A 16,831-nucleotide genomic window follows, 5' to 3' on the forward strand; every position below is an offset into this window, starting at 1 on the left:
TCATAAAATAAAGAGATGGAATGGTCAAAGTATAAAACCCGAAATTGCACTATATGACGCAATTTCGGGTTTTAAAATTTATTGTACTTCTTTTAAACGAGGTTCTACAACAGAAGAAGCATCTACTGTTTTTAAGTTTGTAATATATTGAATGAATGCATCTGTATCTAAACCAAGATCATCGATTACTTTTGCTTCTTTAAATGTAGGGAATTGGTCACCGCCACCTACTAAGAAGTCGTTGATTACTGCTTTATATGTTTTTGCTTCATCAATCTTTTCGCCATTTACGAATACATCAACTACTGCTTTATCTTTATATGTGTATGTTAAACCAGAAACTTCTAAACCATATCCACCTGTAAATTGATTATTAATTGCAGATTTAACTTGAGCGCCTGTTAATTCAACGATTTTTAAAATGTTACCGAAAGGTTGAACGCCTTGTGCAGCGCCACGTGAAATTACAAATGAATCGCCAGAAGCAGTTGCATCTAAGTCAGAGCGAACGCCACCAGAGTTTGTGAAAGCAAAGTCAACTGAAGCATCTTTTGCTTTTGCAAATGCTAACTGTCCATCTGTTACAAGATTCCCTACAGGTGAGCCACCTAGTGGGTAGGCTACACGTTCACGTGAGATTTTTGCTGCATTCATATTTGCGATTGGTTGGTCCATCACTTTCCCAACAATACCTTTTGCTTCTTGAATAATACCATTTACTTTTTTAGATACTTTATTTTTCATAATTGTTGTTTCTGTTTGTGTGTAGTTATATTTAATTTTAGCTGCTGGTGTCTTCATAAAGTCTTTTGTTTTTGAACTTAGTGTACCTGTTACAACTGAATAAGCAGATGCATAGTTATAGGCTTCAACTACACGAACACCTTTGTACGTTCCGTTAGCATAGCCATGATTATGACCAGCAAAAACAACATCAATTGAGTTCGATGGATCAAGTTTGTTTGCTGTTTTTAACATATCAATTACATCGCCTGTTAAACGTGAATTTTCTTGTGTTTCAATAGAAGAATTTGCTTCTTTATCGACTTCGACAGACGAGTGAGCGACAACGGCGATTGCTTTTACGCCTTGTTTACGTAATTCTTTTGTATATTTTGCAACAGCTTGACCAGGGTCCACTACATCAATATCTTTTGTATGTTGTGCTAAAACGACTTCTTTAATACGTGGTGTTACAATGCCGATGAAGCCGACTTTTACACCGCCGATTGTTTTAACTGTATAAGGTTTGAAGCCTTTAACTAATTTTTTTGTCTTTTTATCAACTACATTTGCTGAAAGAATCTCCATTTTAGAAGTTGTTTGTTTATAATCTTTTACGAATTCATAGTTTTGTGTTACACCTTTGATGGGTTTTTTACCTTTCCAAATACGTTGGAATTCGTCTAAACCTTCATCGAATTCATGGTTTCCAAGTGCCCCAATCGAGAAATTCATTGCATTTAAAATATTCATTGTTGGTTCATCTTGTAAAAGACTTGAGATAGCAGGAGAGCCACCTACTGTATCACCAGCATGAATTGAAAGTGAATTAGAAGTTGTTGATTTCAACTTATTTGCTTTTGCAAAAGCAGCTTTTTCTTGCTCAAAGTTATACGCTAAAGAAGCCATCCCACCGACTGGCGTACCTACACTATCTTTTTTGTTATTCCCGTCAATATAACCATGTAAGTCGTTCATACTTAAAAGTTGTACAGGGATTTTTTTCTCTACTACTTTTTTACTTGTTGTTTTAGCTGTTGCATTGATTCCTGCACCGAAAGAAAATGGTACGGCAGTTAGTAATGCAGCAACGCTTAATGAAGTAATAATCTTCGATTTAAACATCATTTCGCCACCCCTTAAAATAGAATTGTTTCCTCTTAAATATAAGAATTACATCCTGAAATAGCAATATATTATTGAATTATTCTATTTAACAGAAAATAAAGATTATTTAGATATTGTCATAAAAATACAATAAGTATAAATTGAAAATAATCTAAAAGTAATAAGTCAGACATTAGACGTTAGTCATTTGAACATCTACTAGCAAGTGATTAATTAAGAAGTCTATAGTAAAAAAATAAATTTAGACAAAATAAAAAAACTAGTAATGAATGTGGAAAAACACATCCTTTACTAGTTGAAATGTATTTAAAATGAATGAATATTTCTGTATAGCCCGACTACTTTACCTAAAATCGATACATTTTGAACAATAATTGGTTCCATTGAAGAATTCTCAGGTTGCAAACGGAAATAGCCGTCTTCTTTATAGAAACGTTTTACCGTTGCTTCGTCGTCTTCAGTCATTGCCACAACGATCTCACCGTTATTTGCAGAAGACTGTTGTTTCACAATGACATAGTCACCATCTAGAATACCTGCTTCAATCATCGACTCACCCATAATTTCTAGCATAAAAATATGGTCATCAGATGTACCATATGTATGTGGAATTGGGAAGTACTCTTCAATATTTTCAATTGCTGTGATGGGCATACCTGCTGTTACTTTACCAAGAAGTGGAACATGCATCACACCTTGTTTTGTAGCCGTAGTCGATTCAAAAGGATTTAAAATTTCAATTGCACGAGGTTTCGTTTTATCACGACGGATATAACCCTTACTTTCTAAACGTTCTAAATGCCCATGTACAGTTGAACTAGAAGCTAATCCAACAGCCAATCCAATCTCACGCACAGAAGGCGGATAACCCTTACTTTGTACTTCATCTTTAATAAAATTTAAAATCGCTTCTTGACGCTTTGAAAGTTTTGTTTTTTTCAATGCAGTATTCACAACCTTCACCTCAACTTCCTACTATATTTTGTATTTTGAGTATAACATCGTAGAAAATCAAATGCAAACAATTGTTCTGAAAAAACCGTTGACAAAAACAAGTGTTCGAGTTTATGATGAGAACAAACATTCTAGTAAAAAGTTGGAAGGGGAAATTCAGATGAAGTGGATCAAAAATAATGTGATGGTGATTTGTTTTTCGGTAGTTGTATTATTGTTTGTTGGTAATGTTGTGCGTGATACAATAGCGAAGACGCATGTAACTGAAATTCGAATTACAGAAGGTGATACATTATGGTCTTTAGCTCAAAAATATAGCGGAGATATGAAACCACAAAAATGGATGAACCAAGTTATTAATGAAAACAATTTAGTTGATGGGCAAATTATGGCGGGAGAGAAATTAACCGTACCGATTACCAATCATGAATTACAACAAATAGAATTAGCGAGTGATCAATAATGAAATCAAAAAAAGCTGTGGCTTACTGTCGCGTAAGTACAGAAAAAGAAACACAAGACCAGTCTTTAGAGAGACAAAGAATTGAATTAACTGCCTATGCTAAAGAAAAAGGGTACACATTAGATTGTATTTTTGAAGACCGCCATAGTGGTTATGATATTGAGCGTGAAGGATTATTAGAATTGTTAGATTTCTTAAAACAATATCCGCAATCTGCTCTATTTATTCAAGATGAGACACGTATTGGACGTGGGAATGGTCGAATGGCTGTTTTACATCTTTTACAAAAATACGATACAACGATTTATTCTATGTCATCAGATGGTGAAATGAAATTAAACGATATGGATTCGATGTTACTGGAGATTTTAGCAATTGTAGAGGAGTACCAACGCAAAATACATAATGCAAAAATCAAACGAGGGATGCGTCGTGCTGTTGAAAATGGCTATCGTCCAGAATTAAATATTAGTAATCGTGGTAATCCAGAAGGACGCGAAAGAATTGATGTGCCACTTGACCAGATTGTTGCATTAAGAAAAAAAGGGCTTACTTATGAAGAAATAGCTGCTACGTTAAAGATTGCCGGTTTTCATGTGAGTAAAGCAACTGTGCATCGTCGTTATACAGAGTATGTGCAAGAACAACAAAATCAATAGAATTTTTTCTTTAAAATGTCTTTTTAAGTCTTTAAATCATTATTTTTAAGCTTTTTTCAGGATTTTTGAGCTGAATACTTGCTAAATTGCTGTATTTTTCATACCTTTAATGTAGTGACTAGGTCGAAAGGATGAAAATTATGCTATCAAAAGAAAAACTAGCGCGTATTAGTGAATTATCAAAAAAGAAAAAAGCAGGTACATTAACTGTTGAAGAAGCAAAAGAACAGACGACACTGCGCCAAGAATATTTAGACACATTCCGTAAAACAATGCGTAATACAATCGAAAACGTTCGTATTTTCGATCCAAATGGTGAAGAAGTAACGCCAGATAAAATTCGTGAAAAGCAAAAAACAAACGGACGTCTAAATTAACAAGTAAAAACGCACACAATTATGACGAAAATCCACAATTGTGTGCGTTTTTTCATGGATAATCGTCTAACGTCAATTATAACCATTGTTTTATAGTCGATTCTTGACTAAACTAGAGATAGTAATACATTTTGTATAGAAGAAAGGATGTCAACTTTAATGACGCAACAAGCAGATCAGTTAGCAATTAATGCGATTCGTACTTTATCAATTGATGCAATTGAAAAAGCAAATTCAGGACACCCAGGTTTACCAATGGGCGCAGCACCAATGGCGTACACGCTATGGACAAAACAACTACAACATAATCCTCAAAATCCATCATGGTTCAACCGTGATCGTTTTATCCTTTCAGCGGGTCATGGCTCAATGCTTTTATATAGCCTACTTCACTTAGGTGGTTACGGCTTACCAATGGAAGAAATTAAAAACTTCCGTCAATGGGGTTCTTTGACACCAGGTCACCCTGAATTTGGACATACAGTCGGTGTAGAAGCTACTACAGGTCCATTAGGTCAAGGTATTTCAATGGCAGTAGGTATGGCAATGGCTGAATCTCATTTGGCAGCAGTATATAACAAACCAGAACACAATATTATCGATCACTATACATACGTGTTATGTGGTGATGGTGATTTAATGGAAGGTGTTTCTGCCGAAGCCGCGTCATTAGCAGGTCATCTACAATTAGAAAAATTAATCGTATTATACGATAGTAACGATATTTCATTAGATGGTGATTTAAACAAATCATTCTCAGATGATACAGCTGCACGTTATAAATCATATGGTTGGAACTACTTATTAGTAGAAGACGGTACAGATGTGGCAGCAATCAATCAAGCAATCGAAAATGCAAAAACATCAAATAAACCAACATTAATTGAGATTAAAACAATTATTGGTCATGGTTCACCGAATAAATCGGGTAAATCAGATTCTCACGGTGCACCATTAGGTACAGAAGAAGTTGCATTAACAAAAGCGAATTACGACTGGACATATGAGCCATTCGAAATTCCAGAAGAAGTATATGAAACATTCAAGGAAGCAGCTGAAACACATGGTGTAAAAGCAGAAGCAGCTTGGAATGATGCGTTTGCAGCATATAAAGTAGAATTCCCAGAATTAGCAGCTCAATTAGAGAAAGCAATCAAAGGTGAATTCCCTGAAAACTTCGATGCAGAATTCCCAGTATATGAAGCAGGTAAATCAGTTGCGACACGTTCATCTTCTGGTGATATGATTAATGCAATTGCTAAAACTGTTCCTTCATTCTTCGGTGGTAGTGCCGATTTAGCTGGTTCAAACAAAACAACAATCAAAGGTGCTGGTGATTTCTCAGCACATGACCGCGCTGGTCGTAACATTTGGTTTGGTGTACGTGAATTTGCAATGGGCGCAGCATTAAACGGTATGGCACTTCATGGTGGATTGAACGTCTTCGGTGGTACGTTCTTCGTATTCTCTGATTATGTACGTCCAGCAGTTCGTCTGTCTGCATTAATGGGATTACCTGTAACATATGTATTCACACATGACTCAGTAGCTGTTGGTGAAGATGGTCCAACACACGAACCAATCGAGCATTTAGCCGCTTTACGTGCAATGCCGAATTTATCAGTAATTCGTCCAGCAGATGCAAATGAATCAGTAGCAGCTTGGAAGTTAGCATTAACTTCTAAAAACCGTCCAACTGCACTTGTTTTATCACGTCAAAACCTACCTGTTCTTGATGTAGATCAAACTGTATTACATGCAGGTGTTGAAAAAGGTGCTTACGTTGTAGCGAAAGCTTCAAAAGAAGTAGCAGATGCATTATTAATCGCAACAGGTTCAGAAGTGCAACTAGCAGTAGCTGCAAAAGAAGTATTAGCAAAAGAAGGTATTGAAGTATCTGTTATCTCAATGCCTGATACAGCACGCTTTGATGAGCAAGATGCTGCATACAAAGAATCTGTATTACCAAAAGCAGTAACAAAACGACTTGCAATCGAAATGGCTTCATCATTCGGTTGGCATAAATATACTGGTTTCGAAGGTGATGTTCTTGCAATCGATACATTCGGCGCAAGTGCACCTGGAGATACAGTGATTGAAAAATACGGTTTCACAGTTGAAAATGTTGTTGCGAAAGTGAAAGCATTATTTAATTAATCCGTACACAATAAAATCCCGAAATGTTTGACGTTTCGGGGTTTTTTTATTCAACAAACGATTTCTCATATGTAGCATAATTAATTAATTTTTCATGAAATCTACGACAAATGTAGATAGGCTATGTTTTTTATTGTATAATCCTTCATGGAGAGTATTATCTCGTATGTGAAAATAGAGGAGGAACACAAGTGAGTACAGGTCTTGCCATTACATTCATCATCCTTGCGTTAATCGTTGGTCTTGTGGGTGGATTTTTCATCGCACGCCAATACATGATGAAGTATTTAAAAGAAAACCCGCCAATCAACGAAGATATGCTTCGTATGATGATGACTCAAATGGGACGCAAACCATCTGAGAAACAGGTTCGCCAAGTGATGAGCCAAATGAGTAAAGCAACAGATAAAATGGATAAAAAGAAGAAATAATTTATTCGTTAAGATAAACCAAAAAAGTGAGGTCTCATTAGTAGGTCTCACTTTTTGTATGTTATGCAGGTTGAATAATACGTGTGCGACGTTTCTTCTGTGGGAATTGATAATCTTGTGGTAAATAACTAATATGAAAGTCTACTAAAAATTTAATAATTTCTTTTTCATAATCAAAAGGTTGTTCATTAAATGATTGCGCATGCTCACCTTTTTCGAATAACACAAGTCGTGTATTTTCAGGTTTTGCCGCATGTAACGCTTCTGACATTGTATGTGGAATATACGTATCTTCTAAACTATGAATATATAAAATCGGTTTTGAAATCTTTTGAACAACTTCAATCGGTGCGACTTCACGCAGTGTATAACCATCACGTTTTTGAATAAAGAAGTCAGCTAATTTTACCGCGTAAGCAGTTTTAATCGGTGTATCGCGCATGAGTACATGGTGGAGTTGTTTTTCAAATGTTGAGAATGCGCAATCTGCAATAATAAAATCAAATAATGTATCATCTAATCCACCATATTGAAGAGTTGTAGCAGCACCCATTGATTCACCTTGAATTCCTAACAGCGCATCATGTGTCATCTGTGAACGAACAGCTTCTACAACAGCTTGTAAATCATACTTTTCATAAAAGCCATAACTTGTCGTTTTGCCATCTGTTTTTCCGTGGCGCCGTTGATCGTAAACAATAATATTATAACCGAGACGAGCAAATACTTGTGCGTATTTTAAGGAATTGATATGTGTTTCAGTTACTCCGTGTAAAATAATGATTGTATTAAGACTTGTCGTACTCTGAATCTTATGGCATGTAATGGGGTAACCATTTGGTGATTGTACAATGAAACTTTCTTTAGCTACATGTGTAAACCAGTCTTCATCAAGCCGATTGGATTGTACTTCGCGATTCCAGATAAACTGCTCATCTTTTTGTTTCATATACATAACACGATTGGAAATGGTATAGCCAAGGGCAGCGATGGAAGCGCTCGCAGCACTTGCAACTACAGAAGCAAGTAAAGGCCATTTCTTTTTCAAATTCATCACCTCATGTTCATCATAATTAAATATGTTAAAAAAATCCATAGCCATTTCAAAACCTTACAAATGATTTACTTTCTGCTAAAATAAATATAAATCAAATACGAGGTGACAGAAATGGCGAAAAAGAAAAAACAAATGACTCAACCGAAGTCGACTTCAGATGACGGATTGACATTAAAAGATCAATTAAATGCAGATGTCTTAAGTCAATTAAAGTTAGCGAAACAAAGCTTAGTTGCACAAGAAAAAGAACAAGAAGAAGAGCGTCGTGCAAAAGCGCTATTTGAGAAAAAACAACGCGAGAAAAATATGAGTTTTGAAGAATTGTTAGAACAATACGGCGATCAAGGTTCAAAATTTTAATCGTACATTTTTAAAACAGACACTATCAGTGCAATTCCCATAAATAAGAGAATCTAAACAAAAAACTGAAGCCGCGACACAGCGCGATTTCAGTTTTTTTTAATCTTTATATATTTTTTCAGCCATACATTTATTTCATACGATGTTCTTCGTATCGATTTGCTTTTGTCATGTTCATCCATTGTTCTAAAACATCCTGTGAAGCAGGATGATGATAAGCGTCGATAATTTCATATAATTGTGGCAAACTGCTAACACCTAAAACTGTACTCGCAATGACATCTTGTTTTAAATTATAGCCAATGGCACCGTTTAACATATAATCTGTAGATTGTTCAAGTTGTTTGAGTGTATGTGCTAATTCTTCTTTTGAATAGTCTAGAAAACCATTGTCTGTCATTCGTTGTTCCCATTCATTTGTTAAAAGACCTTTCGCAATTGTACCACGTGAAATAACCGATATACGTCGTTCTTTCATCCACTCAAACCATTCCTCAGGACGACGGTCTAATGCGCTATATTGCATCATGATAGCGCTTGGACGACCCATTGTTGCCATTTGTTCAATAACATTTGGGCGAATAGAAGAAATACCATATTGACGAATAACGCCTTCACGTTTTAAATCCTCAAATGCTTCTGCAATTTCTTCGAAGTTATCTTCTAATGTTCCACCATGTAGCTGATATAAATCGATATAGTCTGTACCTAAACGGACGAGGCTTTTCTTAACGGCCTCCATGATATATTTTTTTGACGCATCCCAATGCCAGCTGTCACCAGAAGCATCCCATACGTTTCCGACCTTTGTTGAAATGATAACATCTTGGCGTTTTTTACGTAAAATATCTCCTACAATAATTTCGTTACGTCCATGATTATATAAGTCTGCTGTATCAAAAAAGTTAATGCCAGCGTCTACTGCTGCGTCAATGATATTACGCGCCTCTTGTAATTCCATCGGTAGTGACATGCAACCTAAACTTAATTCTGACACGCGTAAATCACTTGGACCTAAGTTTCTATACTCCATATATAACGCCTCCTCATACTTAATGGTACAATGTAAGTGGAAAAATAATCAATCTTAAAAGCATGGAGTGAATAAGATGAACAAAAAATTTGAAGAAGTAACGATTTCATCTGAAACAATTTATGAAGGACGCATTATTGATGTAAAAAAAGATCAAGTACGTCTGCCAAATGGAAAAAATGGAACGCGCGAATTAGTGAAACATCCTGGAGCAGTAGGTATTATTCCAATTACAGCAGATGGTCGTTTAATTGTTGTTGAACAATATCGCAAGCCTTTAGAGCGTAGTATTGTTGAAATTCCAGCTGGTAAACTAGAGCCGGGTGAAGAACCAGCCATAACAGCAGTTCGAGAATTAGAAGAAGAAACTGGGTATGGCGCGCATGACTTTACGTATCTTCAAACGATTGCAACATCACCAGGCTTTGCAGATGAAGTCATTCACCTTTATATTGCAAAAGACTTATATAAAATCGAGCAACCGGCAAGTCCAGATGAAGATGAATTTGTTGAATTAATGGAGATTTCTTTAGAAGAAGCAGAAGAAATGATGCAAGATGGTCGAATTTATGATGCGAAAACAGTCATTGCTGTGATGTGGATGCGTCAAAATATGTCGGTAAACAAATAAATTTGTATAGATGAAGTAAAAAAGGTTTTCTTTTTGAGAAAATATGTTTATCATAGTTGCTGTGAACAATATTCTCAATTGACTTGTTATTTAATAATAATTATTATAAAAAGATAGTCATTCCATTTAAATTCCACTATTTGTTGTCAATCAAACATGGGTTTTGGTATAATGTGAATAGTTTAGGAGGGCGTCACTATGGAAAGCCGTATAGATCGAATAAAGAAGCAATTGCATGGTGCGAGCTATAAACTGACGCCACAACGTGAGGCGACAGTGCGCGTACTACTAGAGAACGAAGAAGATCATCTGAGTGCTGAAGATGTCTATTTATTAGTAAAAGAAAAAGCGCCAGAGATTGGTTTAGCAACAGTGTATCGTACACTAGAGTTGTTAACAGAATTAAAAATTGTCGATAAAATTAATTTTGGTGATGGTGTATCACGCTACGATTTACGCCAAGAAGGTGCTGCACATTTCCACCACCATCTTGTATGTATCGAGTGTGGTGCAGTCGATGAAATCCAAGAAGATTTATTAGAAGATGTGGAAGCAATTGTTGAAAAGCGTTGGAATTTCCAAGTGAAAGACCACCGTTTAACATTCCACGGGATTTGCTGGCGTTGTTCAAGTAAAAAAGATCAATCACCAAATGACCAAAACTAGAAGGGTTGTCCCTAAAGTTTAAAAAGCAGCTTAAATCAATTACTTGATTCTAAACTGCGCGCTTAAACTGATGTGGACAGCCTTTTTTCTATCTTGAATAGAGAAGGAGAGAAAACGATGAATCCAGAAGTACGAGATGCAGTAGAAGAATACATACACTTTTTACGTGTAGAGAGACAACTTGCGCAGAATACATTAACATCGTATGACAAAGATATTCGGGCATATGTCCATTCGATTTTTGAAAAGCAACAATTAGCAACTTTTGATGAAATTGAGCGGTATCATATTTTACAACATTTAAAAGTACTGCAAGAAGGCGGGAAAACAGCGCGTACGATTTCACGACATATTTCATCTATTCGTTCATTCCATCAGTTTTTATTGCGTGAAAAACGCTGTCAACAAGACCCGACAGTTCATTTGGAGATGCCGAAATTAGAACAGAAGTTACCACAGATTCTATCAATTGAAGAAGTCGACAGATTGATGGAAGCGCCGAATACACAAAAGCCAGCGGGTAAAAGAGACCGCGCAATGTTAGAGCTTTTATACGCTACAGGTATGCGCATAAGTGAATGTATTGAGTTGAATGTAGAAGATGTCCATCTTTCTATGGGGTTCATTCGTGTATTTGGCAAGGGAGGAAAGGAACGTATTATTCCACTTGGACGAGCAGCGATTGAAACATGTACGGTTTACATTAATCAAGCTAGACGTGAATTAGAAAGTACAAAAGGACGAAGTGAAGCGTTATTTTTGAATCAGAGAGGGAACAGATTAACAAGGCAGGGCGTATGGAAATTGTTAAAAGGCTATGCACAAAAAGCACATATTCAGCATGAATTAACACCACATATTTTACGACATTCATTTGCGACTCATCTAATTGAGAATGGCGCAGATTTGCGTGCTGTACAAGAATTATTAGGTCATGCGGATATTTCAACAACACAAATTTATACGCATGTCAGTAAAACACGTCTATCTGATGTCTATAAACAATACCATCCGCGTGCATAAATTTTAAAATGTCAGATGTCTGACGTTTATTTTTCTAAAAAATTTGTTAAAATAAAGAAGAACAATCAACGACTGACTTTTTTCGGGAATCAGTAATGAAATCGATTGTAGGAGGAACTAAAAATGAAACCATTTAAACGTATACATTTAATTGTGATGGACTCAGTAGGTATTGGTGAGGCACCAGATGCAGCTGCTTTTAACGATGTAGGTGCAGATACACTTGGACATATTGCAGAGGAAATGAACGGGCTGAATATGCCACATATGGAGAGCTTAGGCTATTCAAATATTCGTCGTATGATTGACTTAGAGCCACTTAAAGGCATTCAAGAAGTTGAAAAACCAAAAGCTTACTATGGTCGCATGCAAGAAGCCTCTGTAGGAAAAGATACAATGACAGGTCACTGGGAGATTATGGGTTTAAATATCGACAAACCTTTTAAAGTTTATCCAGAAGGCTTCCCACAAGAATTATTAGATGAGTTAGAAGAAAAAACAGGTCGTAAAGTATTATGTAATCAACCATACAGTGGTACAGCAGTTATTGAGGACTTTGGTAAAGAACATATGGAGACGGGCGCTCTGATTGTTTATACATCAGCAGATCCAGTATTACAAATTGCAGCACATGAAGATATTGTGCCGCTAGAAGAACTATATAAAATTTGTGAAATTGCACGTGAGATTACAAAACGCCCTGAGTACTTAGTCGGTCGTGTCATTGCGCGTCCATTCGTAGGCGAGCCAGGAAACTTTACACGTACTGCAAATCGTCACGACTATGCCCTAACACCATTCGGTCGTACAGTAATGAATGAGATGAAGGATGCGGGGCTTGATGTCATCGCGATCGGTAAAATCTCAGATATTTATAACGGTGAAGGTGTAACGGAAGCGATTCGTACGAAAAGTAATATGGACGGAATGGATCAATTAGTCAATGTCATGAAACGTGATTTCCACGGACTATCATTCGTCAACTTAGTAGATTTTGATGCAAACTTTGGTCACCGTCGTGACCCACAAGGTTATGGTGAAGCACTAGAAGCGTTTGATGCGCGCTTACCAGAAGTATTTGAAAATATGCATGAAGATGATTTACTACTAATTACAGCAGACCACGGGAATGATCCAACATTTGAAGGAACAGACCATACGCGTGAATATGTGCCTTTAATTGCGTACTCACCACGCTTTAAAGAAGGTAAAGCGCTTGACCACATGCAAACTTTTGCAAGTCTTGGTGCGACAGTTGCAGATAATTTTGATGTGAAGTTACCAGAGTACGGTGAAAGTTTCTTATCCCAATTGAAATAAGGAAGGACAGACGTATATGCATATTTTAGATGTCATTGAAAAAAAGAAAAACAATCAACCTTTAACAAAAGAAGATATTCAATTTTTTATTGATGGTTATGTCAATGATACAATTGAAGATTATCAAGCATCTGCTTTACTAATGGCAATTCGTATCAATGGATTAGATTTTGAGGAAACATTAGCATTAACGAATGCGATGCTACATTCAGGTGACATTATTGATCTATCTGCTATTAATGGTTATAAAGTCGATAAACATTCAACAGGTGGCGTTGGCGATAAAGTGACACTAATTGTTGCGCCGATTGTTGCCGCATTAGGTGTGAAAGTAGCGAAGTTATCAGGTCGTGGTCTTGGTATTACGGGTGGCACACTTGATAAATTAGAAGCGATTGATGGTGTAAGGATTGATTTAACAGAAGAACAATTCTTAAATCAAGTGAATGAGATTGGTTTTGCGTTAGCAGGACAAACACAAAACTTAGTACCAGCAGACAAAAAGCTCTATGCATTACGTGATGTGACAGGTACAGTCGATTCACTGCCACTGATTGCAAGTTCTATCATGAGTAAAAAGTTAGCAAGTGGTGCTGATGGTATGGTACTTGATGTGAAGTATGGTTCAGGTGCATTTTGTAAAACGAAAGAAGTCGCAACTGAGTTAGCTAAAATTATGATTCAAATTGCAGAAGGCTCGGATAAATCAATCGTGACGGTATTATCTTCAATGGATAATCCATTAGGTCGTGCAATTGGGAATAAAAACGAAGTAAAAGAAGCATATGATTTATTAAAAAATCCAGATGAAGCAGATCCAAATCTTTTAAATACAAGTATTGAAGTATCTGCTTATATGTATGAAATCGCAACGAAGAAAACACATGAAGAAGCAAAGCAAGCTGTACTCGATGTGCTACATTCAGGTGAACCAGTGAAGAAGTTTGAAGAGATGGTGAGAGCGCAGCGCTTGAACGATTCAAATGAAGAAATTGATTTGAACTTTGAACCAGCATATCGTGTAGCTGTAAAAGCGCCGAAAGAAGCGCATGGCTATATTGAAAAAATTGATGCACAAACAATTGGACAAATTTCATTAGATTTAGGTGCAGGTCGTCATACAAAAGCAGATGAGCTCGATTACTTTGCAGGTGTAGAATTACACAAAGTAAAAGGTGACGCTGTAAAGCCAGATGATGTCGTGATGGAACTGTATGCAAGTAAACCAATTGATGAAGCATTTGCAGTGCGTGCACAACAGGCAATCACGTATAGTGAGCAGCCAGTCGATGCAATTGATGCGAAAAGTGTTTTGAAAAGTAAAGATTTAAGTCAATAATTGAAAACATCTTGAGGTTTAAAAAATCTCAAGATGTTTTTTTGTCTTTTAAGAAGAATTTTAAAATAAAAACGTTTTCATAGAAAAACAATGATTGGCACAATTCCCCATCCTATGATAAAGTTTTTAATAAAGAAAATTCCGACCATTCACACAATGGCGGGTTCAGGGGGATTTGACATGCATTTATATGGCACACAAGCAGTAAATGAAAAAGGGCATTTAACAATTGGGGGAGTCGATACAACAGAACTAGCCGCTACATACGGAACACCACAATTTGTATACGATCTAGCGCTATTTAGAGAACGTGCGCGTGGTTTTGTAGATACATTTGAAAAAGCAGGTGTGAAAGCACAGGTAGCCTATGCTTCAAAAGCTTTCTCATCAGTAGCGATTTATCAAGTGGCTGCACAGGAAGGTTTATCGGTGGATGTCGTGTCAGGTGGAGAACTATATACAGCTTTAAAAGCTGGATTCCCAAGTGCTAAAATCCATTTCCATGGCAATAACAAATCACTAGAGGAATTACATCAAGCATTCGATTCAAAAATCGGTTGTATCGTCATTGATAACTTCTATGAAATTGAACAATTAAAAGAATTAGCAACAGTAAAGCAACAGAAGATGGATGTATTAATTCGTGTAACACCAGGTGTTGAAGCACATACACATGATTTTATTACAACAGGTCAAGCTGATTCGAAATTCGGATTTGACTTAAGTAATGGTCAAGCAGATGAAGCTTTTCAACAGCTTTATCAACATGACTTCCTTCAATTAAAAGGCATGCACTGTCATATTGGCTCGCAAATCTTTGAAACAGAAGCATTTAGCTTAGCTGCACAAAAAGTAGTAGCGAAAATGGCTGAGTGGGAAAAAACAACAGGATTCAAAGCGACAGTATTAAATCTTGGTGGTGGATTCGGTATTCGTTACACAGAAGAAGATGCACCTCTTGAGCCAGCTGTTTATGTAGATGATATGATTCAAGCTGTGAAAAAAGAAGCAGCGGCACACGAAGTCGCTTTACCTGAAATTTGGATCGAACCAGGTCGTTCATTAGTAGGAGATGCTGGAACGACACTTTACACAATTGGTTCAAGTAAAGTAGTACCAGATGTACGCAACTATATCGCAATCGATGGTGGCATGAGTGATAACATTCGTCCAGCATTATATGATGCAAAATATGAAGGTGTACTTGCAAATAAGATGAATGAAAAAGCAGATACGGTTTATACAATTGCAGGAAAGTTATGTGAATCAGGCGATAAAATTATCGAAGATTTAACATTACCAAAAGCAGAAGCACATGATTTACTTGCGACATTCTGTACAGGTGCTTATGGTTATGCGATGGCAAGTAATTATAATCGTATGCCGCGTCCAGCAGTTGTTTTCGTTGAAAATGGCCAACATCAATTAGTTGTAAAAAGAGAAACAATGGAAGATTTAGTGAAATTAGATTTACCATTCACGCTAGGTGAATAATTCTGTTTTATCCTAAAAAATGGCAAAAAAGTTGCGGGATAGTAAAATTTCGTGTAGTATAGCCAAGTATATAGTTTAGGTTTAAAAAAAGAGGGATTATAATCTATGTTAAATCGATATAAAAAAACATACGAAAAAATCGCAATGGGGCTACTTTCTTTTATGCCAGATGAAAAAGATTTAAAAGTACTGCAACAAACGATTCAAAAGTATGATACCGAACAAGATTGGGAATTATATTTGTATAAGCTAGATGCCGACTATATTGGTTTAATCGGTGTGGAACGATTCGATACAGAATTGATTGTCCGTCATATCTCAGTTGACCCTTCTCATAGAGGAGAAGGAATTGGGACAACGATGGTACAAGAGTTAGCAGAGCAAAATCCTACTTGTCGTGTAAGTGCTTGTCAATTGACTAAGCCATTTATCGAAAAATGTCTTCATACAAAAGAAGAAGCAGACATTCACGTATAATGTCTGCTTCTTTTCATGTTTAGCGTTGTTTTGTAGCGAGTGCCAACTCACGCGCTTCAATGACTTCTGTTCGGTCACGTAAGCAGTGTTTATTCAGTAAATAGTCTGGGTCAATTACAGGAAGCTGTTCTATCTCATTTTGAACCATTTCTTTTAATAGATGATCGGTTATACCAATTGAAAAAGTTTCAAAACGAGCACCTTCAGTAATAGCAAGTCTTGTCTGTTCAATTTGATGTAGCAAGTCATCATAGTCGATTTTTTCAGCGAAAGGCGTAGTTCGTGCTGCATGCAATAACGCATGACTTCGTACCAATAACGTTTTCGCACCGCGGCTATTTCCTCGGCGCCAATGATATAAACCCGTCGCAAGTTGAATATAACCTACAAGTGGATGTTTACGCTCTCTTTCTGCAATCTCCTTCCAATAATCTTCTAATACTTCATGGCATTCAAAAAAATCTTGATTCCCGTTGAAATATGTGAGAAATTGGACGAATGCAGGATGGTTCATCGGGTGCATTTTATTCACCTTTCCT

At 36.5% G+C, this 16,831-nt stretch carries 18 protein-coding genes; 13 read left to right on the top strand and 5 right to left on the bottom strand.

The annotated features are described in order from the left end of the window. Positions 1-78 precede the first annotated feature (78 nt). Together QN089_RS04300 and lexA are read right to left on the bottom strand one after the other, a co-directional pair. Positions 79-1,851, bottom strand: a complete 1,773-nt coding sequence (locus tag QN089_RS04300; protein ID WP_231726949.1) for a bifunctional metallophosphatase/5'-nucleotidase — start codon at positions 1,849-1,851, stop codon at positions 79-81. A 306-nt stretch (positions 1,852-2,157) separates the two neighbouring features. Then, on the bottom strand, positions 2,158-2,805 hold the full coding sequence (lexA, locus tag QN089_RS04305; protein ID WP_231727006.1) for a transcriptional repressor LexA: 648 nt from the start codon (positions 2,803-2,805) through the stop codon (positions 2,158-2,160). A gap of 160 nt (positions 2,806-2,965) precedes the next feature. Here lexA and yneA point away from each other — a divergent pair, with 160 nt between their 5' ends. The 5 genes from yneA (at position 2,966) to QN089_RS04330 (ending at position 6,892) form a co-directional block, all read left to right on the top strand. Beyond that, positions 2,966-3,268 carry a cell division suppressor protein YneA gene (gene yneA, locus QN089_RS04310; protein ID WP_068454557.1) on the top strand — a complete coding sequence of 101 codons (303 nt, stop codon included), beginning with the start codon at positions 2,966-2,968 and terminating at the stop codon, positions 3,266-3,268. After that, positions 3,268-3,927: a YneB family resolvase-like protein gene (locus QN089_RS04315; protein WP_068454555.1), complete on the top strand. Its 660-nt coding sequence runs from the start codon at positions 3,268-3,270 to the stop codon at positions 3,925-3,927. The genes yneA and QN089_RS04315 overlap by 1 nt, the downstream gene beginning before the upstream one ends. Positions 3,928-4,067: 140 nt before the next feature. Beyond that, positions 4,068-4,304: a DUF896 domain-containing protein gene (locus QN089_RS04320; protein ID WP_285216037.1), complete on the top strand. Its 237-nt coding sequence runs from the start codon at positions 4,068-4,070 to the stop codon at positions 4,302-4,304. 159 nt (positions 4,305-4,463) lie between these two features. Then, on the top strand, positions 4,464-6,461 hold the full coding sequence (tkt, locus tag QN089_RS04325) for a transketolase (protein ID WP_087680127.1): 1,998 nt from the start codon (positions 4,464-4,466) through the stop codon (positions 6,459-6,461). A gap of 191 nt (positions 6,462-6,652) precedes the next feature. Then, positions 6,653-6,892 (top strand): YneF family protein, encoded by a 240-nt coding sequence (locus QN089_RS04330; RefSeq protein ID WP_068454549.1) that lies wholly within the window; start codon positions 6,653-6,655, stop codon positions 6,890-6,892. A gap of 61 nt (positions 6,893-6,953) precedes the next feature. On the opposite strand, the gene QN089_RS04335 is transcribed toward QN089_RS04330, so the two are convergent. Beyond that, positions 6,954-7,940, bottom strand: a complete 987-nt coding sequence (locus QN089_RS04335; protein WP_285216038.1) for an alpha/beta hydrolase — start codon at positions 7,938-7,940, stop codon at positions 6,954-6,956. A 120-nt stretch (positions 7,941-8,060) separates the two neighbouring features. Here QN089_RS04335 and QN089_RS04340 point away from each other — a divergent pair, with 120 nt between their 5' ends. Continuing rightward, positions 8,061-8,309 (top strand): YqkE family protein, encoded by a 249-nt coding sequence (locus QN089_RS04340; RefSeq protein ID WP_068454547.1) that lies wholly within the window; start codon positions 8,061-8,063, stop codon positions 8,307-8,309. A gap of 130 nt (positions 8,310-8,439) precedes the next feature. Here QN089_RS04340 and QN089_RS04345 read toward each other — a convergent pair whose 3' ends face one another. Then, the gene (locus QN089_RS04345) at positions 8,440-9,342 is read right to left on the bottom strand and encodes an aldo/keto reductase (RefSeq protein WP_068454545.1); all 903 of its coding nucleotides are present in this window, start codon (positions 9,340-9,342) and stop codon (positions 8,440-8,442) included. A 76-nt stretch (positions 9,343-9,418) separates the two neighbouring features. On the opposite strand from QN089_RS04345, the gene QN089_RS04350 reads away from it, so the two are divergent. The 7 genes from QN089_RS04350 (at position 9,419) to QN089_RS04380 (ending at position 16,292) form a co-directional block, all read left to right on the top strand. Then, complete coding sequence (locus QN089_RS04350; protein ID WP_285216039.1) at positions 9,419-9,973, top strand: NUDIX domain-containing protein; 555 nt, start codon at positions 9,419-9,421, stop codon at positions 9,971-9,973. A 198-nt stretch (positions 9,974-10,171) separates the two neighbouring features. Beyond that, the gene (gene fur / locus QN089_RS04355) at positions 10,172-10,639 is read left to right on the top strand and encodes a ferric iron uptake transcriptional regulator (RefSeq protein ID WP_068454541.1); all 468 of its coding nucleotides are present in this window, start codon (positions 10,172-10,174) and stop codon (positions 10,637-10,639) included. A gap of 117 nt (positions 10,640-10,756) precedes the next feature. Beyond that, positions 10,757-11,662: a site-specific tyrosine recombinase XerD gene (xerD, locus tag QN089_RS04360; protein WP_285216040.1), complete on the top strand. Its 906-nt coding sequence runs from the start codon at positions 10,757-10,759 to the stop codon at positions 11,660-11,662. A 123-nt stretch (positions 11,663-11,785) separates the two neighbouring features. Next, positions 11,786-12,982 carry a phosphopentomutase gene (deoB, locus tag QN089_RS04365; RefSeq protein WP_068454535.1) on the top strand — a complete coding sequence of 399 codons (1,197 nt, stop codon included), beginning with the start codon at positions 11,786-11,788 and terminating at the stop codon, positions 12,980-12,982. A 16-nt stretch (positions 12,983-12,998) separates the two neighbouring features. Then, a complete protein-coding gene (locus QN089_RS04370) occupies positions 12,999-14,321 on the top strand; it encodes a thymidine phosphorylase (protein WP_285216041.1) in 1,323 nt (440 codons plus the stop codon). Positions 14,322-14,501: 180 nt separating this feature from the next. After that, positions 14,502-15,815 carry a diaminopimelate decarboxylase gene (gene lysA, locus QN089_RS04375; RefSeq protein ID WP_285216042.1) on the top strand — a complete coding sequence of 438 codons (1,314 nt, stop codon included), beginning with the start codon at positions 14,502-14,504 and terminating at the stop codon, positions 15,813-15,815. Between the two features lie 105 nt (positions 15,816-15,920). After that, the gene (locus QN089_RS04380) at positions 15,921-16,292 is read left to right on the top strand and encodes a GNAT family N-acetyltransferase (protein ID WP_068454530.1); all 372 of its coding nucleotides are present in this window, start codon (positions 15,921-15,923) and stop codon (positions 16,290-16,292) included. Between the two features lie 19 nt (positions 16,293-16,311). Here QN089_RS04380 and QN089_RS04385 read toward each other — a convergent pair whose 3' ends face one another. Beyond that, complete coding sequence (locus QN089_RS04385; RefSeq protein ID WP_068454526.1) at positions 16,312-16,815, bottom strand: DUF309 domain-containing protein; 504 nt, start codon at positions 16,813-16,815, stop codon at positions 16,312-16,314. Positions 16,816-16,831 lie beyond the last annotated feature (16 nt).

It is taken from the genome of Kurthia sp. YJT4 (assembly GCF_030219945.1).
GTDB lineage: Bacteria > Bacillota > Bacilli > Bacillales_A > Planococcaceae > Kurthia > Kurthia gibsonii.